At 56.0% G+C, this 20,073-nt stretch carries 11 protein-coding genes; 6 read left to right on the forward strand and 5 right to left on the reverse strand.

All coding sequences use genetic code 11. The features are described from left to right. The first annotated feature begins 51 nt into the window (after positions 1–51). Positions 52–1,647 carry a M28 family metallopeptidase gene (locus tag JYB84_RS05150; protein WP_407696015.1) on the forward strand — a complete coding sequence of 532 codons (1,596 nt, stop codon included), beginning with the start codon at positions 52–54 and terminating at the stop codon, positions 1,645–1,647. A 116-nt stretch (positions 1,648–1,763) separates the two neighbouring features. On the opposite strand, the gene JYB84_RS05155 is transcribed toward JYB84_RS05150, so the two are convergent. The 5 genes from JYB84_RS05155 to JYB84_RS05175 all read right to left on the reverse strand — a co-directional run bounded on the left by JYB84_RS05155 (position 1,764) and on the right by JYB84_RS05175 (position 16,003). Beyond that, positions 1,764–9,947, reverse strand: a complete 8,184-nt coding sequence (locus JYB84_RS05155) for an Ig-like domain-containing protein (protein WP_207322364.1) — start codon at positions 9,945–9,947, stop codon at positions 1,764–1,766. A gap of 177 nt (positions 9,948–10,124) precedes the next feature. Next, positions 10,125–11,462 (reverse strand): sensor histidine kinase, encoded by a 1,338-nt coding sequence (locus JYB84_RS05160; protein ID WP_207322365.1) that lies wholly within the window; start codon positions 11,460–11,462, stop codon positions 10,125–10,127. Positions 11,463–11,669: 207 nt separating this feature from the next. Continuing rightward, complete coding sequence (locus JYB84_RS05165; RefSeq protein WP_207322366.1) at positions 11,670–12,338, reverse strand: response regulator; 669 nt, start codon at positions 12,336–12,338, stop codon at positions 11,670–11,672. A gap of 221 nt (positions 12,339–12,559) precedes the next feature. Next, positions 12,560–13,189 carry a hypothetical protein gene (locus tag JYB84_RS05170; RefSeq protein ID WP_207322367.1) on the reverse strand — a complete coding sequence of 210 codons (630 nt, stop codon included), beginning with the start codon at positions 13,187–13,189 and terminating at the stop codon, positions 12,560–12,562. Positions 13,190–13,330: 141 nt separating this feature from the next. Beyond that, entirely contained in the window at positions 13,331–16,003 is a 2,673-nt protein-coding gene (locus JYB84_RS05175) for a YHYH protein (protein ID WP_207322368.1), read from the reverse strand. Positions 16,004–16,342: 339 nt separating this feature from the next. On the opposite strand from JYB84_RS05175, the gene JYB84_RS05180 reads away from it, so the two are divergent. From JYB84_RS05180 to JYB84_RS05200, 5 genes are all read left to right on the forward strand, one after another. Then, a complete protein-coding gene (locus tag JYB84_RS05180) occupies positions 16,343–17,107 on the forward strand; it encodes an EAL domain-containing protein (RefSeq protein ID WP_207322369.1) in 765 nt (254 codons plus the stop codon). Positions 17,108–17,471: 364 nt separating this feature from the next. Then, entirely contained in the window at positions 17,472–17,987 is a 516-nt protein-coding gene (locus JYB84_RS05185) for a cytochrome P460 family protein (RefSeq protein WP_207322370.1), read from the forward strand. Positions 17,988–18,186: 199 nt separating this feature from the next. Then, positions 18,187–18,792, forward strand: coding sequence for a class I SAM-dependent methyltransferase (locus JYB84_RS05190; RefSeq protein ID WP_207322371.1), 606 nt, complete (start codon positions 18,187–18,189; stop codon positions 18,790–18,792). Positions 18,793–18,949: 157 nt separating this feature from the next. After that, positions 18,950–19,582 carry a GNAT family N-acetyltransferase gene (locus JYB84_RS05195; RefSeq protein ID WP_207322372.1) on the forward strand — a complete coding sequence of 211 codons (633 nt, stop codon included), beginning with the start codon at positions 18,950–18,952 and terminating at the stop codon, positions 19,580–19,582. Between the two features lie 165 nt (positions 19,583–19,747). Beyond that, complete coding sequence (locus JYB84_RS05200) at positions 19,748–20,047, forward strand: hypothetical protein (RefSeq protein ID WP_207322373.1); 300 nt, start codon at positions 19,748–19,750, stop codon at positions 20,045–20,047. Positions 20,048–20,073: the final 26 nt, after the last annotated feature.

The following is a 20,073-nucleotide window of genomic DNA, read 5'->3' on the forward strand; positions in this document are numbered from 1 at the left end:
AATGCCATCGCAGCATGCCGTATTGCTGCCAGAGAACAAGGACATTCCCCCGTGAAATTCCTGATTAACAGCTCGTTATTATCCTGTTTGCTTGCCCTGTCCGGCCCGGCCCTGGCTGCCGAGCCCTTCACTCTCGACGATGCCGCCTACCGCCGCCATGTACAAACCCTGGCCAGTGATGAATTTGAGGGCAGGGCGCCCCTGTCCCTCGGCGAGCAACTGACCCTGGATTACCTGCAGCAGGAATTCAAACGCCTGGGGTTGGCGCCGGCCTTTGGCGACAGTTTTCTGCAAAGCGTGCCCATGGCCAAGATCACTGCCGATCAGTCCATGGGTCTTAAGGTGGGCGAACTGAACTTTGCCAATGGCACCGACTTTACCGCCCGCACCCAGCAAGTGGTGCCCAGAGTGGAGCTAAAGGACAGCGAACTGGTGTTTGCCGGTTACGGCATCAAGGCACCGGAATATGGCTGGGATGACTATGCCGGGGTGGATGTGAAAGGCAAGACTGTGATTGTACTGGTAAACGACCCCGGCTTCGCCACCCAGGACCCGGCCCTGTTCAAGGGCAACGCCATGACCTACTACGGCCGCTGGACCTACAAATACGAAGAGGGCGCCCGCCAGGGAGCCAAGGCGGTGTTTATTGTCCATGAGGATGCACCGGCCGCCTATGGCTGGGGAGTGGTGAAAAACTCCAACACCAATACCAAGTTCACCCTGGTGGACCAGGACAACAACCAAAGCCAGATAGGGGTGATGGGCTGGTTGCAGTATGCTGCCGCCAGGCAAATTCTGGCCGGGGCAGGGCTGGAACTGGAGGCGCTCAAGCAAGAGGCTCTCAAACCCGGGTTCAAGGCCCGGTCCCTGGGCCTCAAGGCCAATCTGGTGCTGAATAATCAAATTGAGCGGGCCGAGTCCCACAACGTGGCCGCCATACTCAAGGGCAGCGAGCGCCCCGATGAGGCTCTGGTGATGCACGGCCATTGGGATCATCTCGGCGTTGCCGAAGAAGCGGGTAAAAAAGAGATACTCAACGGCGCGGTCGACAACGCCAGCGGTGTCGCCGGGGTGCTGGAGCTGGCCCGTTATTTCAAGGAGCTTGAAGGCGCCGACAGGCCCAAGCGCAGCATCATCTTCAGCGCCTTTACCGCCGAGGAAACCGGCCTTATCGGCGCCCAGTATTTTGCCGAGCATCCACCGGTGCCGACGGCCAAGCTGGTGTCCTTCCTCAATATCGATGGCATGAACATGGACAAGGGCGTGGACTACATACTGCGCTACGGTGACGGGGTGTCCGAGCTGGAGTCTTACCTCAGTGATGCAGCCAAGGCCCAGGGCCGCTCGGTCAAACCCGATCCCCGGGCCCAAAACGGCCTGATGTTCCGTTCGGATCACTTTGCCCTGGCCCAGCAGGGCGTGCCAGGCCTGCTGTTTATGAGCCTGGGGGACACGGATCCCGACTACATAGCCCACAAGTACCACAAGGGGGCGGATGATTACTCGCCTGCCTGGTCACTGGAGGGCGTGTCCCAGGACCTGAGCCTTATCAGCAGCATTCTGAACCGTCTTGCCAATAACAACGACTGGCCCAAGTGGCTGGAAGAGTCGGACTTCAAGAAACGCCGGGCCCGGGACGGTCGCTGACCCTAAGCTTGAGCCACCAGGTTTCTTGAATAAGGCAAATAAAAAGAGCGGCTTGGCCGCTCTTTTTATTTTTGGCGCTGTGTTACCCGGCGCGGTTTACGTTGTCAAAGCATGGTTTAGGCCGCCCGGCGACGTCTGCACAGTGCCATACCCAGCAGCAACAGCGACCAAGGCGGCACTGAACCTCCATGGCTTTTCGTCGCCGGGGTATCGGGCTCAGTGACCGGCGTCAGGCTGACGGTCACATTCACCTGACCCTGTGCGCTGCCACCAAAGCCATCGCTGACCTGATAGCTGATCACCGCCTCACCGCTGAAGCCGCTGCTTGGGGTGTAGCGCAGGGTATTATCGGCGAGCAGCTCTACAGTGCCATTGTCAACACTGGCGCCTATGACGCTTAAGCTGTCACCATCGGGGTCTGTGTCGTTGGCCAGCACGTCAATCACCAGCACCTGGCTATCCAGAATGGCTGCGCTATCCGCTTGTGCCACAGGCAGTTGGTTCTGACTCAGCACACTGATGACGCCCGGATCTTCAATCACGCCGTTGGCAGTGCCATCGGCATCGTTGGGGCCGCCGTCCTGCAGCAGCAGTTGCACGCAGTGATAGCCTGCCACCAGGCCGGGCTCAAAACTGTCGGCACCGACTTGCGGGCACTTGCCCTCAAGCAGCGGTGCCGAGCTGATGCTGTTGCTGACGTCTTCAACAAAGTCATACCAGCCTTGCTCCGGTGTGTACTTACGATACACAGCGTCCTCGGGCAGCGCAGTGCCCCGTGGCATGGGGAATACCACGGCAACCGATTGCCCCACCTGGAAGGTGCCGCTCAGGGTAAAGTCGAGCACGGCCGCCACCTGGCTGAAGTGGCTGTCGCTGCTGTCAGCGGCGGCGGTGTCTGCCGCCACAGCATCTGCCAGGTCGTCCATGGTCATGCCGGCACCGCTGCCGGTGATCATGGCGCTGGTGATGTTGCCAAGCGCCAACTGTACACCGGCCGTGGTTTGCATTGGCTCTGTGCTGCTATTTACCGGCAAACGGCTGCTATCGACATCGTTATCCAGATAATCGGCGATACCGTCACCATCGCTGTCGCCGTAACCTTCTTCGCTGTCGACAAGGCCGTCACCGTCGCTGTCTGCCTCGCTGCTCAGCTCTGGCAGCGACTCGACCGTGAAACGAATGCGGCGGCTGCTACTGAGCGGCGCAGGGGTATTGGTTTCGGTCACAGTCACATCCACGGCGTAGCGGCCACTGCTCAACTCGCTGGGATCAAAGGTCATGCTCAGGCCATCTTCGGCAATGCTGCCACCAAACGCTTGCTCCACCACCTGCCAGCTGACGCTATGGCTGTCATTGACGTTAACATCGCTTACCTGCAGCCGTATTTCTACCTGACCGGCAAGCGGATCCAGTAAGCGTGTAGCAACGCCCTGTTGCAGCACCTTGGCGGTGAAGGTAGGCGCCTGATTTTGCTCTGTTAACTGCAATTGTGCCTGACCATCCTCGCCAACATAGGCATGGCTCACGCTATCTATCCGGAGTGCCAGCTCGCGACCCAAGGTCAGCCCGGTTGGGACAGACACAGGCAATTCACCCTGTGTCCCCTGGGCTATGGTTGCTGTGGCGCTGTTCACTTCCTGGCCATCGACCAGCAGCGAGTAGCTCAGCTCTACCGGATACACGGGGGCTTCGCCGGTTAATTGCACTGGCAGCAGATACTCGCCACCGGCTTCAACCGTCAGGCTCTGCGCCAGCTTAAGCTGCGGCAGAATATGCACGCTGAGTGTCGTGGTGGCGGTATTGCCAGAGCTGTCGGTCGCGCCAAGCTCAAGCTCATGGGCGCCGCTTGCCAGCTCACTGCTGCCAACTATGGTTGCTGTCACATCACCGTCCACCAGATCGCTGGCGCTGATATCCAACAGTGCGCTGATATCGGTCAGGCGGCCAGTAGCGTTAATAACCAAGGTGTCCAGCACATCAAACTCAGGTGCCGTGGTATCCAGTATAGTTACCAACTGCTCGGCAGTGGCCTGATTACCGGCCCCGTCGGTTGCCGTCCAGGTGATGAGGTGCTCACCCAGTGCCAATTCTGGCGCCAGATCCGAGCTTATGGTCAGTACCTTACTGATGTTATCTGTCACCACAGGCTCTGGCAGGGTTACTGCTGTCACAGGCCCTGTGGCTTCAAAGGTCAGTGGTGTCAGTTCGGCAAACACCGGCTTTTGGGTATCGCCTATGCTGGGGTCCAGCGGCGCCGCATCATCCTCATCGGGGATACCGTCGTTGTCATCGTCGGGATCGGCGTTGTTGCCTATGCCGTCACCGTCTGTATCCACAGACTCAGCAGCGTCAAGTGGGAAGGTATCCTCGCTGTCCACTACGCCGTCGTTGTCATCATCCAAATCGGCATTGTTGCCTATGCCATCAGAGTCGGTATCGACAGATTCAGCTGCGTCGAGCGGGAAGGCATCTTCAGTGTCCACTACACCGTCGTTGTCATCGTCGGTATCCAAGTTGTTGCCTATGCCATCAGCGTCTGTATCGACAGACTCGGCAGCATCGAGCGGGAAGGCATCTTCGCTGTCCACTATGCCGTCGTTGTCATCATCCATATCGGCGTTATTGCCTATGCCATCGGAGTCTGTGTCCACCGATTCGCTGGCGTCCAGCGGGAAGGCATCGTTGCTGTCCGCTACACCGTCGTTGTCGTCATCCAAATCGGCATTGTTGCCTATACCGTCATTGTCTGTATCGACAGACTCGGTCGCGTCCAGCGGGAAGGCATCGTCGCTGTCCACCACACCGTCGTTGTCATCATCTAAATCGGCATTGTTACCAATACCGTCGGCATCGGTATCGACAGACTCAGCAGCATCCAGGGGGAAGGCATCTTCAGTGTCGAGCACGCCGTCATTGTCATCGTCGCTGTCAGCATTGTTACCAATGCTGTCGAGGTCTGTATCGACAGATTCGCTGGCATCGAGCGGGAAGGCATCTTCAGTGTCGAGCACGCCGTCATTGTCGTCATCCAAATCAGCGTTGTTGCCAATGGCATCCTTGTCGGTATCGACAGACTCGGTCGCATCCAGCGGGAAGGCGTCTTCTGTGTCCACTACACCGTCGTTGTCATCATCCATATCGGCATTGTTGCCTATACCATCGAGGTCTGTATCGACAGACTCAGCAGCATCGAGCGGGAAGGTGTCTTCAGTGTCGAGCACGCCGTCGTTGTCATCATCCAAATCGGCATTGTTGCCTATACCGTCGAGGTCGGTGTCGACAGACTCAGCAGCATCGAGCGGGAAGGCGTCCTCTGTGTCTACGACACCGTCGTTGTCATCATCCAAATCGGCGTTGTTGCCTATGCCATCGGAGTCTGTATCGACAGACTCAGCAGCATCGAGCGGGAAGGCATCTTCAGTGTCCAACACACCGTCATTGTCATCATCCAAATCGGCGTTGTTGCCAATACCGTCGAGGTCGGTATCGACAGATTCTGCCGCATCCAGTGGGAAGGCATCGTCACTGTCGACTACGCCGTCGTTGTCATCATCGGTATCGGCGTTATTGCCAATACCGTCGAGGTCGGTATCGACAGACTCACTGGCATCAAAGGGGAAGGCATCGACTATATCCAACACGCCGTCGTTGTCATCGTCGGGATCGGCGTTATTGCCTATGCCGTCGAGATCTGCATCCAGCCATTCGCTGGCATCCAAGGGGAACAGATCGCTGCTATCGGCAACGCCGTCGTTGTCGTCGTCGCTGTCGGCATTATTGCCTATGCCGTCGGAGTCGGTATCCAACCACTCGGAGGCGTCCAGTGGGAAGGCGTCCTCTGTGTCTATGACACCGTCGTTGTCATCGTCGGTATCGGCGTTGTTGCCTATACCATCGAGATCCGTATCCAACCATTCGGCGGCATTAAAGGGGAAGGCATCGGCCACATCCGCAACACCGTCGTTGTCGTCGTCCGGATCGGCGTTGTTACCTATGCCGTCGAGATCTGCATCCAGCCACTCGCTGGCATCCAGCGGGAAGGCATCGGCGGCATCCAACACACCATCGTTGTCATCGTCGCTATCGGCATTGTTGCCTATACCGTCCTTGTCGGTGTCGACAGATTCGCTGGCATCCAGAGGGAAGGCATCGTTGCTATCGGCTACACCATCGTTGTCATCATCGGTATCGGCATTATTGCCAATGCCATCGGCATCGGTATCCAGCCACTCGGCAGCATCCAATGGGAAGGCATCTTCGCTGTCCAACACGCCGTCGTTATCGTCGTCGTTGTCGCTGTTATTACCTATACCATCTGAGTCGGTATCCAAGGTCTCGTTGGCATCATTGGGGAAAGCATCGCTGTTATCACCGACACCATCGCTGTCGCTGTCGGTGGTTTCGGTGGCATCGTTCGGGAAAGCATCTGAGCTGTCGACGACACCGTCACCGTCAAAGTCACCGGCATACACATATTCGATGGCACCTATATCCATCTTCGGATAGAGCGGCCCGCCCAGTTCTTCCGGGTTATCCGGATTGTATGCCCCCATTACACGGGCATTACCCAGCAAGTCGACTGCGCCTGCCGGAAGTTCACCTGTCTCACCGGCATCGATATTGGCGCTGCCCGGCACAGGTCTGTAGTCGCCATTCTCTGGATCGGCCAATTCAACATAGCCAGTAGAGGTAACGCCACACTCGCTATCTTCTACCCAGCTGGCGGTTTGTTGCACCCAGGTTGCTACATTACACACGGTTGAACCATTAGCGCCTTTTAACAGCAGGCTATTACGCAACTGGGCTTTACCTGTGCCAACCACAGACAGAGCGCCGCCTTCACTGTTGTAAAGGGTGCTGGAGAACAGCGAAATCTGGCCGTCGTCCGTGATCAGTGCCGGATCGGAGCCACTAACATTAGCCACCAGACTGTTTTCCAGATAAAGCTCAACACTGCGGCCGCTAATAACCGGTGCTGTCATATTTTCAATCAGCACATGCTCCAACAACAGAAATGAACTGGAATACATATGCACGGCGCTGGCCTTATTATAGGTACCAAGCTCAGCATCAAAGTTTGTATAAGCGTCGGCATCAACACCCTGACTAAAACCGTTACGCAAGGTTAAGCCGACTAAATGTGGGAATTGGCTTTTGAGCATCCTGTCGGCTATGGCAACCGCAAAAATAGCTGTCTTATTTTGCCCGTCCAGCACAACAGCTTTATTACCATCTATCTTCATGCCTTTGCCAATCACTAACGGCGATTCAAGCATTATGGTCATAGGGCCGTTGAAGCTGATGACATTCAGATCGGCTCCGGGCTCACTGGCACATAAATCGATTAATGCCTGGCGTAAGGTACCCGGGCCACTATCGGCATTGCTGGTTACGGTGATTTGGCTTGCAGTACAAGCTTGATAAGGGTTGTCATCGATGCGCGCCCAATTGAGCACCACGTCATTTTCATCGACCAGGGTTTGTAGAGCATCTGTACCATCAATTTGGTAGAAAAAGTCGACCACGCCATCGTTATCGCGGTCTTCATCATAAATATCAGCAATACCGTCGCCATCGAAGTCAGGCAGGTCACCGTACACTGTTGGATGCGGATCAACGCCATCCAGGGTGCCGTCGCCGTCACTGTCAGGGTTTAATGCATCTGAACCGGCAACAATTTCATCGGCATCACTTAAACCGTCATTGTCATCGTCGAGATCGGCATTGTTGCCAATGCCATCATGGTCGGTATCCAGATATTCGCTGGCATCTTTGGGAAACCTGTCTTCCCAATCCGCATAGCCATCATTGTCGTCATCTGTGTCCCAATCATCTGCTATGCCGTCGCTATCGGTATCCAATTGCATTTTTACGCCAACAGAGCACTCGGTTGGGCCTGCCTGTGTGTGGGTATGTGGCGTGACGCAAAAACGAATAACAGTACCGGCAGCAACACTTTTCTGAAAGGTAATGCCATTCTCACCGACATAGTCGACCCAGGTGTCAGACTGTGCATACTGCCACTGGTACAGACTTTGATACTCCAAACCGTCATAGACGTTGTCGTTCGGCGCAACGTAAGTGTACTGTCCAATTAACCCGGAACCGGCGATAGGCTCGGCGTACTGCGGTTTAATTTTTACATTGGTTGCGAACGGTATTTGCCCAACTTTAATCCATTTACCGCAGCGTTGGCTGTTTCTGAATGTCATGCACATGGTGACAAAGGTATTGGCATCATCGGCGGTGGCCTGATAGCCAAATTGATTGCTCGCAACCACCACAGCATCACTGACTTGCCCGGTTGCCGAACGCAGCCAGACAAAATCTGTGGCGTCAATTGAGTACGGAATATTGGCAAACAGATAGTCGCCGGGGCGCATATTCTGGCCGACTTTATCAACATGTGGGTGGGTCGTCTGAGGGCTATACCAGGGCGGGCTATTCAATATCCGGTCAGCCAGCAGGGTTGGAACTTTAATATCAAGGCCCCAAACGTCAGTGTAATCCCCCGTATCCAGTCCAGGTAATGGCCCATCGCAGGTGCCGCAAAAGAATTCACTGGCACTGGCTTCAACATTAATGCCAAAAAACTGCCAGGTTTCGGCATAGCTTTCCAGCAGCCCTTTGGTTTCGTTGTAACTTGGAGACTTTGGCGACAGCGGCGTCCGCATGGTTGAACCTCCCAGATTAAGATAATCCAGGGTTTGTTTGGCAGCCCAATCTTCAGGCGTCAGCCGCTCATAAAATTCAACGTGATCTCTGCGATTGTTGTCTTGTACCGCCAGTAAAAACTGGTTATTGCTTGAACTTGGATGGGTGTTGCCGGAAAAGTTTGAACCGGGTTCGAGATCGAACCAGTTCATACTGGCGGTCCATTCGATTGGTTTGTCTTCAATAATGGTATTGCCTGGTGCGTAATCGACACAGGCAGTGTTCATACTATCGAACACACAGGTGTTGTAGTGATAGGTTGCGAACCAGTGCCAATGGTCATCACTACCTATGATGACTTCATTCCAGCCGCGGTCAGCGACAAAATTGGGGAACATCTTAGCCAAGGTGCCGACGATTGGGCGCTGATCAACATCGCTGACCGGATTCATCATTTCCTGCGCAATGACGGGCTCCCAATCCCATTCCTTTTCTGAGTAAAAGGTGCGCTCCATTTGCAGCGGGTCGAAATTGGAATCCATATAGGGCAAGCGTGGCGTGTTAAACACACCACGGCTCATCGCATCCACCGGCATCGACAAATACGCACAAAAATTTTGTACATCGTCATCTTCAGCGCAGGCAGCCCGGTTTAATAGCGGCGTTGCGGCAGCACTGTGCGGGAAAAACTGAAAATTCGATTGCGGAACAGTTAGATAGCTGCCACCTCGGATATTGGTATTAGTGTCTTTAACCAGTTTAAAGGTATTGGCAATACTGCTGATATTACCCAGCACCATGAAACCGACGCGGCCGGCATAAACCGTATCACTATTAGCCTGCTCTACAGCAGTCTCCTGCATCAGCCGCAAGGTGATGCTGTCAAAATTGCCCACGCCTTCTGTCACCGTCGCGCCCTGATATACCGCCATATCGTTTAACTGGCGAAAGCCACTGCTTTTATAAAGCATCGGCCGCTGTAACTGCGCCACTGTTACCGCAGTTTCAAAGCTGGCGCCCAGGGCAATGGTTTGACCGCTGAAGCCGGTGTGCTTCACTTCAGCACTTGAGATCAGCAACATGCGGCCATCGGCCAGGCGGTGCCAGCCTTCTTCTGCAATCAGGTAATGCACCTTGGCACCGGCTAAGTCAGCGTTAAAACCAGTCGCCTGATTCACATCGAATAAAAACTGATTACCGGCCGTAATCGGCGCCGTCGGCACTATGCTGACGCCGTTATTCAAGTTGGGGTCTTCCAGGCTAACAAAGACTACCGGACGATAAAAAATACGGTTAGTCCACAGGTCGGCGATCTCGTTATTGGCACCAATGGTTAAAGTGCCGGATTCGGCCGGAATACCGAGTAGCGCCGGTGCACCGTTAAACTGTACTCCAACCGCGTCTACAGTTGAGGAGCCCGCGCCATCACTGGTGGTAAAAGCCCATTTGCCATTGGCTTGTGTAACAAAGCCCGATAACGTCGGATGTACTGGCTGAAAAAACACCAGATTATCGGCATCATTCACAAAACCCTTGTCGCTGGCAGTGTTATCGACGATGGTCACTTTTTTCGTCAGGCTGGCTGCAAACAGGCTTTGTGCCGGGCACAAGCCGATCAACAGAATCCAAATTAACCAACGCATCATGCTGTATTTCCCCGAATAGAATTTTCTACCCTGCATTAAAACAGGTAAATGTGCAGGAAAAATGCAGATGGTAGCAAAAAGCCAGGGAGAAGTGCACTGAGGCTATGTCGGCCGCGCAGGGGGGAAAAGGAGGTGATAGCTAATTTATAAATTTGGTGAACGCCTGGCTAACCAGGCTTAACCCGCCAATGCCGGCAGGGTGATCACCATGCGCAGCCCCCCAAGGGGCGACTCGGAGGCCTGGATTTGACCCTGGTGCGCCAGGATGATGGACTTGGCCACGGACAAACCCAGACCCGCGCCACCCGTGTCGCGGCTGCGGGAATCCTCAAGCCGGTACAGGGGCTCGAACAGGCGCTCAAGCCGGTCCGCCGCCACGCCGGGTGCACTGTCCTCCAGGGTGAGTATGATGGTTTCACCGTGGCGACCAAGGCTGAGTCGGATGCTGCCCGGCGCTTGGGTATAACGCAGGCTGTTTTCCAGCAACTTGCCGAGCGCCAGTTCGAAACTGGCTTCATCAAGGAGGGCGGGGCAGGGGGGATTGCTGCGGGCAAGGTCGAGGGAGAGTTGCAAGCCCTGGCCTGCGGCACTGCACTGAAAGCGGGTTATCCAATGGGACAGGAAATCATGCAATTCCACCCGCACCGCATTGCCGTCGAGCCGGGTCTGGTCGAGCTTGCTGGCCCGTGACAGGTCCGAGATGAAGGCATCCAGTTGCTGCATGTGCTTGAGCAGCCCCTCGATATTGGCGCTGCTGGGCGCCATGACCCCATCCTGCATGGCCTCCAGCTTCATTCTCAGTACACTGAGCGGTGTTCGCAGTTCATGGGACACATCAGTGAGCAGCTTTTCCTGTTTGGCCAGAGTGTCGAGCATCAAGGCATTGCGCTCCATCATCAGCCGTTGGGACTCACCATGGGAGCGTTGCAGCTCCTGATGGGCACGGTTGAGAGTCAACTCGCTGAAATAGCAGGTAAAGACCATGACCAGGGAGGCCAGTACGAAACGAATGAGGCTGACATGATTCCAGGCGCCATCCTGCCACAGCCCCAGATGGGTATAGGCCATGGCAAACAGCACCAGATAAAACACGGCCACCAAGGCAGTGCCCAGGGTCCGGCCATTGAGCATGAACACGAACACCGGCAGGAAGAAGGTCCAGATCAGGATGAAGTTTTCCGCCCGGCCCTGCCAGGCCAGGGCCCAAAGGAACACTATCAAAATCAGACTTATCTGCAGCGCCGTCGATTGCAGCACGCTTGCCTGCCGCTCCGCGGTCTGACCCTGGCTGCGGCGCAGGCGAATATAGGCCAGGGTGCAGGCCAGCAGCGCCACCACATCCAGCAAGGCTATGGGCCACATTCCCCGCAGCTGGTTGTAGAGACTGAATACCAGAAGCAACAGGATAATGGCCAACAGCAGGCCATGGAGCACCACCCGCTTGCGTCTGAGGTCAATATCGTCCTCGACAAGGGGGTGGCCTAATATGTGACTGGTACGCAGAAAATCGAACATTCCCTTACCTTGAGGATGCTTGCCGATACAAAAACACCACTGAGAGTGCAATAAAGCTGTTGATGCTAATGAGTAAAGCACAGCAATGTGCAGTGAATATGCAGAGTACCGAGATCCTGCCCCGGGCACTCGAATCCTTTTACCCTTTAACCCTTTAACCCTTTTACTTTTTAACCCTTTTACTTTTTAACCCTTTTACTTTTTTACCTAAGTCTCGAAGCGATAGCCCAAACCATAGATGGAGCGGATCATCTCATCCGGTGACTCCAGCTGCGCCAGCTTCTTGCGCAGGTTGCGGATATGGCTGTCCACAGTGCGTTCCGACAGCACCCTGAAGTCGCTGTAGAGCAGGTCGAGAATTTGCCCCCGGGAATAGATGCGGTTGGGGTGGCTGTAGAGCAGATGGAACAACCTGAATTCCAGCGCCGTCAGCACCACATTGTGATGGCCATAGCTGAGCGTCAGGCTGGACTCGTCCACAGCCAACTGCGGGCCCGCCGAGGTCAGGCGGCCGTCGAGTCGGCGCAGTACGGCCCGGACCCTGGCGGTCAGTTCTCGGGCACTGTAGGGTTTGCAGACATAATCGTCTGCACCTGTATCCAGCCCCAGCAAGCGGTCGACTTCCTCCACCTTGGCCGTTGTCATTATGATGTGCACTTCGGAAAAGGCCCGCACTTCGCGGCAGATGCTCAGCCCGTCCTTGCCCGGCAGCATCAGGTCCAGCAGCATCAGGCTGGGGGCGTCGCTGCGCACCGCCTCCACCACGGCATTGCCGTCGTTAAATACCCGGGTTTCCAATCCCTCGGCCTGCAGGTACAGCTGCATCACCTCGGCGATGTTTTTCTCATCTTCTACGATAAAAACCTTGTGTGTCATAAGCTTATCTTATTTCATGAGGCTGGCCTTGGCCGGTTTGGAATTCAGCCAAGTGGTCAAGTGTTCAATGTGGTCAAACGGTTACGCCGCCGCGGGCAATTACAGGATGCTAATGGATAATCCGCCCAAAGGCGAGGCGCAGCCTCTGTGGTGCCACAGAGAATAACTGCGCCTTGGGCCGGACGGACCCATCGCCTTGCGGTTGCCTTTCTTAGTCGCTATCAGTGCTTGAGCCCTATCTGCAGACTGCTGCCATCGGCCCCCGGGGTCAGGGTTTGGCTGCGTGGCTCGCTGTAGTTGGTCAGCACAGGCCCAAGGGCTGGTGGAAAGTGCACATCGAGCATTTCGGCCTTGGCGGTGCGCGGCATAAAGCCGTCGATATGGATCACCAGGGTTTGGTATTCCTCGTGAGACTGTGGCTCATGAGCTTTGTCGTCATGCACTGTGTCATTATGGGGCATGTGGCCATGGGCCGGAGGCAGCAGGGCCTCGGCAATTTCCTCCTCCAGGCGCTGCTTCAGCTGTGCCTGGCTGGGGGCCCGGGTCTGGCGGCTGGCCAGGGACTGACCATCGATGGATATGGTCAGCTGCTCGGCAAAGACCTGCACCAGCTGGCGGTGAAACTCTGCCAGTTTGGCCTCATCGGCCACCAGATGGGCGATTGATGGCGGCTTGCCCTGCCACTCCAGTTGGTGAAACAGTTCCGTCAGTGAGGTGGCCAGGGTCAGTGACAGGTGGTTGTGTTGCCTCAGGGTAATGTTGGCCGAGGTCATGTTGAGCCCATGGGCCCTGGCGTCTGTCATAGAGATCAGGCCACAGCAGAGGATGAGCAGCAGTGTTGTTTTCTTCATTCATTTTTTCTCCCAACTCATAGTGGCGGTACTGACGGGCGCCTGTTTAGGACACCCGTTAGTGCCGCCTGCAACTTTTCGTCAGCGGCGACGCTGGTAACGGCACCGCTGTCAACGTCAGAGCTGTTAACGACAGTGCGATTAACGGCAGTGCGCTGTCACCAGGTCATTGCTGCCCGTGGTGTCGTTCTTGTCCAGCCGATAGCGGAAGCGGTAGCAATCCTTGCCTGCCTGGTAACCCGACTCGCCCGCGACCAGAGGCCGGTAGAGGATCATGGCGACGTTACCGGCGGGAATATGGGTATTGTCCGCGCTCGGGGTTACCTCTATATAGGTCCAAGTGGCGCCATTCAGGCTGAGAGTGTCGTAATCCGTCAATTCCACTTCGGTGCCGAAGGTGAAGTCTTGCAGACGCTCGTTTTCCCAGTGGGCCGCGACCGTTTGCATGGCCGTGGCCTGGCTGGCCTCGGCGCGATAGCAGCCTATGGTGTAGGGCGCGGTTTTAGAGGAGTAATACACATACTCGCTGCCGTCACCGTGCAGATCGTAGCCGTTGCACTCATCCAGCGGCCGCTCACCGGTTTTCACCTTTTGCGGTCTGTAATCCAGTGACGTGTAGCGACCGCCGCCGTAATTGACCCCACCGCTGGTCAGCTGGCCGCCGCCGGTGCCGAAGTACAGCGGAATGCCGTCAAACATGTAGGCCAGAGGTTTGGAGGGATCCTGGGTGTCCATCAAACACAGGGGCGCATAATGGTAGTGGTAGTCCTCGCCGTTACCTGCGTGGGCACCGCACTGATCCAGCTCACCCAGCAGCACTGTATCGCGGCTGCTGTAGTCCTGGCCGAGCTGCGCGACTTCGTCCGGAGCGTTCTCCTTGGCGTAGTGCAATATCGGCACCCCGTCGACCGCTATGCCTATGGGATGGTGAATGTTGAGGTTGCTGCTGGTGCTTGCCAGGTATTGGGGCACCAGGGGCACTGACCAGCTGGGCTGTTGCGGCAGCGGTACCCGGCCTATCCAGGAATGGGTGCCGACGTTCGGCTTGTCGACGTCCAATTGCGAGCGATCCGGCAGGCCCACCAGGGTATTGACCGTCATTGTGCTGCTGTCGCAGCTGACCGACACCAGACCGGCATAGTCCTCAAAGGCCGCCGACTTGGTGGCGCAGTCGCTGGGGGTGCTGGTTGGTACATGATCGTCGTTGTTGGGGTTATAACGTACCCGGGTCATATGCAGGCTGGCGCTGCCCAGCACCTTGCCCTCGATGGCGTTTTCCAGGGCGACCAGATCTGTGGTGCTGGCGGTTAAGCCCAGGCTGCCAACCGGGGCCGACAGGGCATAGAGGCTGAGGATATAGGTGTGCTCATCCGCTCCCTGGGAGCAGGGGGCGGAATACAGCTGCTGGCCGTTCACCGAGTTGATGCCGTACACCCCGGTGCCGTGATCCCCTTCGCTCAAGGATGTGGTCGCGGCGGGTATGTCGTACTGGATCTGATAAAAGTGGGCACCGGCAAAGTCTGTGTCCGCAGGATTGGGGAAGGTGTACATGACCAGGGCAAACGACTGGGTCCCTTCGGGCGCATTATCCCAGGACAGCGGCAACATCTTGCCATTGTCCGCCCCCTCGCAGGTGGCACTGAGTGGTAAAATCAGCTTGGATTTCAGCGCCGGACTGCTCAGATAAAAGTCACCGGAAGAGCCACCCGTGCCGGAGCTGCCTATGGTGGCCCGCACCAGCACCTCGTTATCCAGGATAAGGTTGCTGCTCCAGATAAACTGGGCATCGCTCGCGCTGTTATCGAACAGATCGGTAAATTGGGTGTAGGCCGGTTTATTGTCGACCCCAACCGTGGTGTTGCTGTAGCTGTAGGCATTTGGCCAGAGCGAATCGTCAAAGTCGCTGGCGGCCCAGTTTTCCGGCAGCGCCCAGTGGGCGGCGTAAACTGTGGCTATGTCCGAGGGTGCTGTGGTGGCACAGCTACTGCTGGCCCTCAGTCCGGCGCTCTGGCTTAGACAAGTTGTGTCTGTGATGGGCGCGGTATAAAAGGTTTGTGCCTTCCAGCTGCTGTCGGTCTTGCCTATGATGTTGCCGCTGGCATCCTTGAACAGGGCCACCATGCCACCATCGCCGGGATGGAAGCTGCTGCCCTGGTTGTTTTCGGTGCCCGTGCCCAGGTTTTCCTCCCAATCCACCAGGTGCATGGCCACGGTAAAGGGCTGCTTGACCCGAAAGCGCACTATGTTGGAGTTGAACTCGGTGAAGGGCACGGGATCTTTGGCGACGGCGACGCCGTTCACATACAGCTCAAAGTAGTTGTCGGCGAAAATAAAGGCGCTGATCACCTCACCATCGGCATCCAGCTCCACTATGTCGCTGCCATCCAGGGCTGCGATAGCGGCCGCCGAATTGGCATAGCTGTGACCCGACACGTAAGCATTGTAGAGATCGCTGGCCATGGGCACAGTGCTGTCCTGATAACGCACCTCGGCCGGCACCAGCCAGGAGCCGCCATCGCCATCGAAGCTGCGCCCCAGCGCGGCCACCCGGCTTCCTGCCGGGAACAGGTTGGCCAATTCCAAGCTGGCCAGCCCCTGGGTCAGGGTTGGGCTGTCGTTGCTGCCGCTACCACCTGTGCCACCTGTACCTCCTGTGCCACCCGTGCCACCTGTACCGCCCGTGCCACCAGTACCGCCGGTTCCGCCGGTGCCACCCGTGTTGCCGTTATCGGGGGCCGGGCTGCTGCCATCGCCTCCGCCACAGGCGGTCAGTACCGCCGCCATCACCAGGGGAAAGAGTAATTTTCTGGACATGGACCACCTCTACTATGCTGTTGAGATTCAGTTGCTATTCAATGAAAACAAGATTGCACTTGTGCATAGGTGCACTCTAAGGCGGGAATATGCAGGAAAAATGCAGCGACGCTGTTTGTCGCAATTTCTCTGCCGGGCCGTTTATTGTTTAACAGGGATAGCAACAGTCAGCAGACCTATGCCTGTCGGATAGCGGTCCCGCTTGGCCAGCCTCTCCCTCGATCTGGGTTTGACGGCTATAATGAATAGTTGTTGGCATTAGAAGTAATTGATTTTAAGCTGGATCTCATTCGGCTGTGTCTATTGGAAAAGTGCGTTCAGAACCACAGGAGACTTAAGATGGAGGAGATCAAGATGAACCAGGAGTGGTCGACCTGCGGGAACTGCGTAAACCGGGAGCAACTGGGGTTTGATTTCACCATGGCATTTCAGCCCATCATCAATGTGGCCACTCAAACGGTGTTTGGTTACGAAGCCCTGGTTCGTGGCCTGAACAATGAGTCGGCCTTCTCGGTGATATCCAGGGTCACGGATGAAAACCGCTATTTGTTTGATCAGCTCTGTCGTGTCAAGGCCATTGCCCTGGCGTCAAAGCTCGGCATAGATTGCATGCTGAGTATTAATTTTCTTCCCAATGCCATCTATAAGCCCGAGCGCTGCATTCGTACCACCCTGGCATCGGCCAAAGAATACGGCTTTCCACTTGAACGGATCATGTTTGAGTTCACTGAGGTCGAGAAGATTGAGGACAGCGACCACGTCAAGAACATTGTTAAATACTATCAGTCGCTTGGATTTAAGACCGCCACGGACGATTTCGGCTCCGGTTATTCGGGCCTGAACCTGCTGGCGGATTTCCAAACCGATATTATCAAGCTGGATATGGGGCTTATCCGCCATATCGACAGCGACAGGGTGCGCCAGGCCATAGTCAGCCACTGCCTGCAGCTGTTTCGCAGCCTGAATATCACCCCTCTGGCGGAAGGCATTGAAACCCTGGCCGAATATCACTGGTTGCGGGACGCCGGAGTCGAGTTGATGCAGGGATACCTGTTTGCCGCCCCTGGATTCGAATCTCTGCCCGAGATTAATTTTGTCTCCTGACGACTGTTGCTTGGCGGCGAGTTCATCGGGGCTGAGGCGCCACTGTTTGCCAAGGATCAAGATGCTGTTGAAGTGACCAAAAGACCCCCTTCAACTCGCCCTCAGCGAGTAGCTCTTTAGCTATTCTTACTCTTTCTCCCCAAACAGAATATTTGGCTCCAAAGAGGATGCTTGGTCCCTGACCTCTCCCACAAGTCGCGTATTTCCTCCGGCATGCTGGCGGTACAGCCGATTTTTTCCATACTGATAGCTATTGCTTGGCCCAATATGACCCATTCCAAAGTAAACCGCTGCCGCCGTCACTCTCTCAAGATCTCGCTGGGACGGTGAGCGTCAGCGTATTGAATCAACAGGAGAAATCAGCATGGATATTCGCAAGTCAATTGTATCGGCCCTGCTTGTGGCCGTCTCAGGCGCCGCGAGTGCGGCCGATAGCAACCATGAGGCCTCCCATTCCATTGCCTATCCCGCAGGTTGGCAGAATTGGTCAACCATAGCGGTATCACACAGAACGGATAACAATACCCTGAGGGTGATACTCGGCAACGATATTGCGGTCGCCGCCGCCCGCGCCGGCCAGACCAATCCCTGGCCAGATGGCGCCATTCTCGGCAAGGTCGTGTGGAAGGACACTGAGCTGGCAAACTGGAAAGCGGCCACGGCCCCGGGAGCCTTTGTCCATGCCGAGTTTATGTTCAGGGACTCGGCAAAATATGCCGACACCTATGGCTGGGGCTGGGCCCGCTGGGTGGGCCTGGAGCAAAAGGCCTTCAACGAAGGGCCGCAGGTATGTATCGCATGCCACACCCCGGTGAAGGACAGGGATTGGGTGTTCACCGCCCCCGCCACTTTCCCGGCAATGGTCCCGGCATCTGAGTAATGCCGGACCTACTTGTTGTTTTGGCATAGTGTATGCGTTTGGGCCGAGGAGCCCGTCGGCATATTGCCTCTGGCACCACGGCTGTCTTTTATTTTTGACCTGACATCTGACATCTGACATCTGACATCTGACATCTGACATCTGACATCGGATGCTATTAATCCCCACGTGGCGGCGTTAGACGACAAAGGAGAAAGCTATGAACTGGAAATTTTCATATGCCATTGGTTTTCACCCTTGGGAGGATACAGACCAAGAATTTTCCCAGTCTTTGGCATCGCTTCTCGAACGCGAAGAGGAAGGGCGTGCGCCTCCTTACGGACGTGCCTTGGATGTAGGCTCGGGGAGTGCCATCTGGGGTATCGAGCTGGCTAAAAGGGGCTGGGATGTCACTGGCGTAGAACTCGTGGACAAGGCCCTGGAACGGGGGCGTGAGCGGATTCAGAATGCTGGCGTGGAAATGAAACTGGTGAAAGGGGACGTTACCCGCCTTTCAGAAACTGAAGTAGGTACCGGGTTCCGGCTTATCCTTGATACCGGCACCTTTCATGACTTCGACACAGATCAGCAGAAAGGAATGGCCCGCAGCATTGACGCGCTGGCCGCCAAGGATGCCACAGTTATTTTACTGTGCTGGCCGAGGCGTATTCGCCCCTTGATCCGGGGTGTAAGCCGCGAAGAAATCGAGGCTGCCTTTACAGGTTGGCGGATCACCGACGTGGAGCCGTCCTTCTTCAAACTTCCACCGCCATTGGAATGGGTGCTGCGCCCGGATGAGCACTGGTACCGTCTGCAGCGCGCATGAGGTTGATGCGCCGTCTAACAACCGGTTGCAGCGGGTCGCCCCTGAACCGGGGCGTTATTCCAAAACTCTAAATCCGACTCCAAGCCCTTGTTTGCCTTCCTTTCCCTCCAGGCGTAACCTGCGAAGCAGTTGCCAATCCCGACAGGAACACAGTCTTATGTCTGCCGAAGCAAACCAGCACTCTGAATCCAAGCCTTTGGTATTTCACACTCCAAGATTGCAGTTGGCTGAGTTGACTGCAGATGGGTTGATTGCGGCTGGGTTGACTGCCGCATCCGCCGCTAAGGTTGGGGCGGATGAGTTGCTGAGTCGCATTCTTGCACTCTTTACCCCGGCGGTGATTGTGCATTTGCCGCCTTACTTCGCCAAGGTGCAGGACCTTGCCAGCGCTAAGGCCTGGTTGGAGCGCATGTTGGTCGAAAGCCGTTTACTGACCGTGACTCTTATTGACGACTTGGGAAAAACGAAGAGCTCTCCCTTGATTGGCTTCCTGTTTGTCTATGAACAAGCAAGGGAGGAAACCCAAGCGCCGGGATACGATGCCCACCTGGGCTATCTGCTGGGGGAAGAATATTGGGGCCAGGGCCTGGCCAGTGAATTGCTGACGGGGCTGCTCTCCTGTGCCCATCAGAACAAGGACAGTCTGGGCTGGCAGCGCTTGGTCGCCGGTGTGGGCACGGATAACCCGGCGTCATCCAGAGTGCTGGAAAAGGCTGGTTTCCGGCTTTGTTCGGACATAGATGCAGAAGCCGCCCCCGGGGGGTTGTTTTACTACTATTCGCTAAGCTGAGGCTCTGTCCGGAGCTGCCGCTTTCCCAGTGCTGAAGTTTTCCAGAGCGCACTGCTGAGCCGTAAAATTGGACAACATAAGTCTGAAAATCAACAGATTGCTTGTTGCGCTCGGCCTTGCTTGTTAGGGTGTGATTTCACCCGAGCGAATCAAGGAACCTTATTTATGGAAAGCCAAACAATCAAATCCACTGTGGCTGCGGTGCAAAATGGCGTGGCGCGGGCAGATGGCAAGCTGTCGTTGACCGTATCTGATTTGAGTTTCGTGCCCTACAACACCCAATTGGGCCTCGGGCCCTACAGCATTCCCCGTGGAGAGATAACCAAGGTGGAAAAGTGCCTCGGTAAGGGGGGCGGCATTATGCCCGTGACCCGGGATGCGCTGCGGATCACCCTGGACGGCGGCAAACAGTTTGAGTTTATCCTCGCCAATCCCGAAGACTGGCTGGCGCTGTTAACAGCGTGAAGTGAACGCTTGTGCCAAGCGCCAGT

It is taken from the genome of Shewanella cyperi (assembly GCF_017354985.1).
Lineage (GTDB): Bacteria > Pseudomonadota > Gammaproteobacteria > Enterobacterales > Shewanellaceae > Shewanella > Shewanella cyperi.

What these genes read in the sequence shown, in the direction of transcription:
- JYB84_RS05195 (WP_207322372.1), top strand. Translation starts at nt 18,950, where the DNA reads ATGTCTGCCGAAGCAAACCAGCACTCTGAATCCAAGCCTTTGGTATTT.
- JYB84_RS05170 (WP_207322367.1), bottom strand. Translation starts at nt 13,189, where the DNA reads ATGAAGAAAACAACACTGCTGCTCATCCTCTGCTGTGGCCTGATCTCT.
- JYB84_RS05155 (WP_207322364.1), bottom strand. Translation starts at nt 9,947, where the DNA reads ATGATGCGTTGGTTAATTTGGATTCTGTTGATCGGCTTGTGCCCGGCA.
- JYB84_RS05160 (WP_207322365.1), bottom strand. Translation starts at nt 11,462, where the DNA reads ATGTTCGATTTTCTGCGTACCAGTCACATATTAGGCCACCCCCTTGTC.
- JYB84_RS05165 (WP_207322366.1), bottom strand. Translation starts at nt 12,338, where the DNA reads ATGACACACAAGGTTTTTATCGTAGAAGATGAGAAAAACATCGCCGAG.
- JYB84_RS05180 (WP_207322369.1), top strand. Translation starts at nt 16,343, where the DNA reads ATGGAGGAGATCAAGATGAACCAGGAGTGGTCGACCTGCGGGAACTGC.
- JYB84_RS05190 (WP_207322371.1), top strand. Translation starts at nt 18,187, where the DNA reads ATGAACTGGAAATTTTCATATGCCATTGGTTTTCACCCTTGGGAGGAT.
- JYB84_RS05185 (WP_207322370.1), top strand. Translation starts at nt 17,472, where the DNA reads ATGGATATTCGCAAGTCAATTGTATCGGCCCTGCTTGTGGCCGTCTCA.
- JYB84_RS05200 (WP_207322373.1), top strand. Translation starts at nt 19,748, where the DNA reads ATGGAAAGCCAAACAATCAAATCCACTGTGGCTGCGGTGCAAAATGGC.
- JYB84_RS05175 (WP_207322368.1), bottom strand. Translation starts at nt 16,003, where the DNA reads ATGTCCAGAAAATTACTCTTTCCCCTGGTGATGGCGGCGGTACTGACC.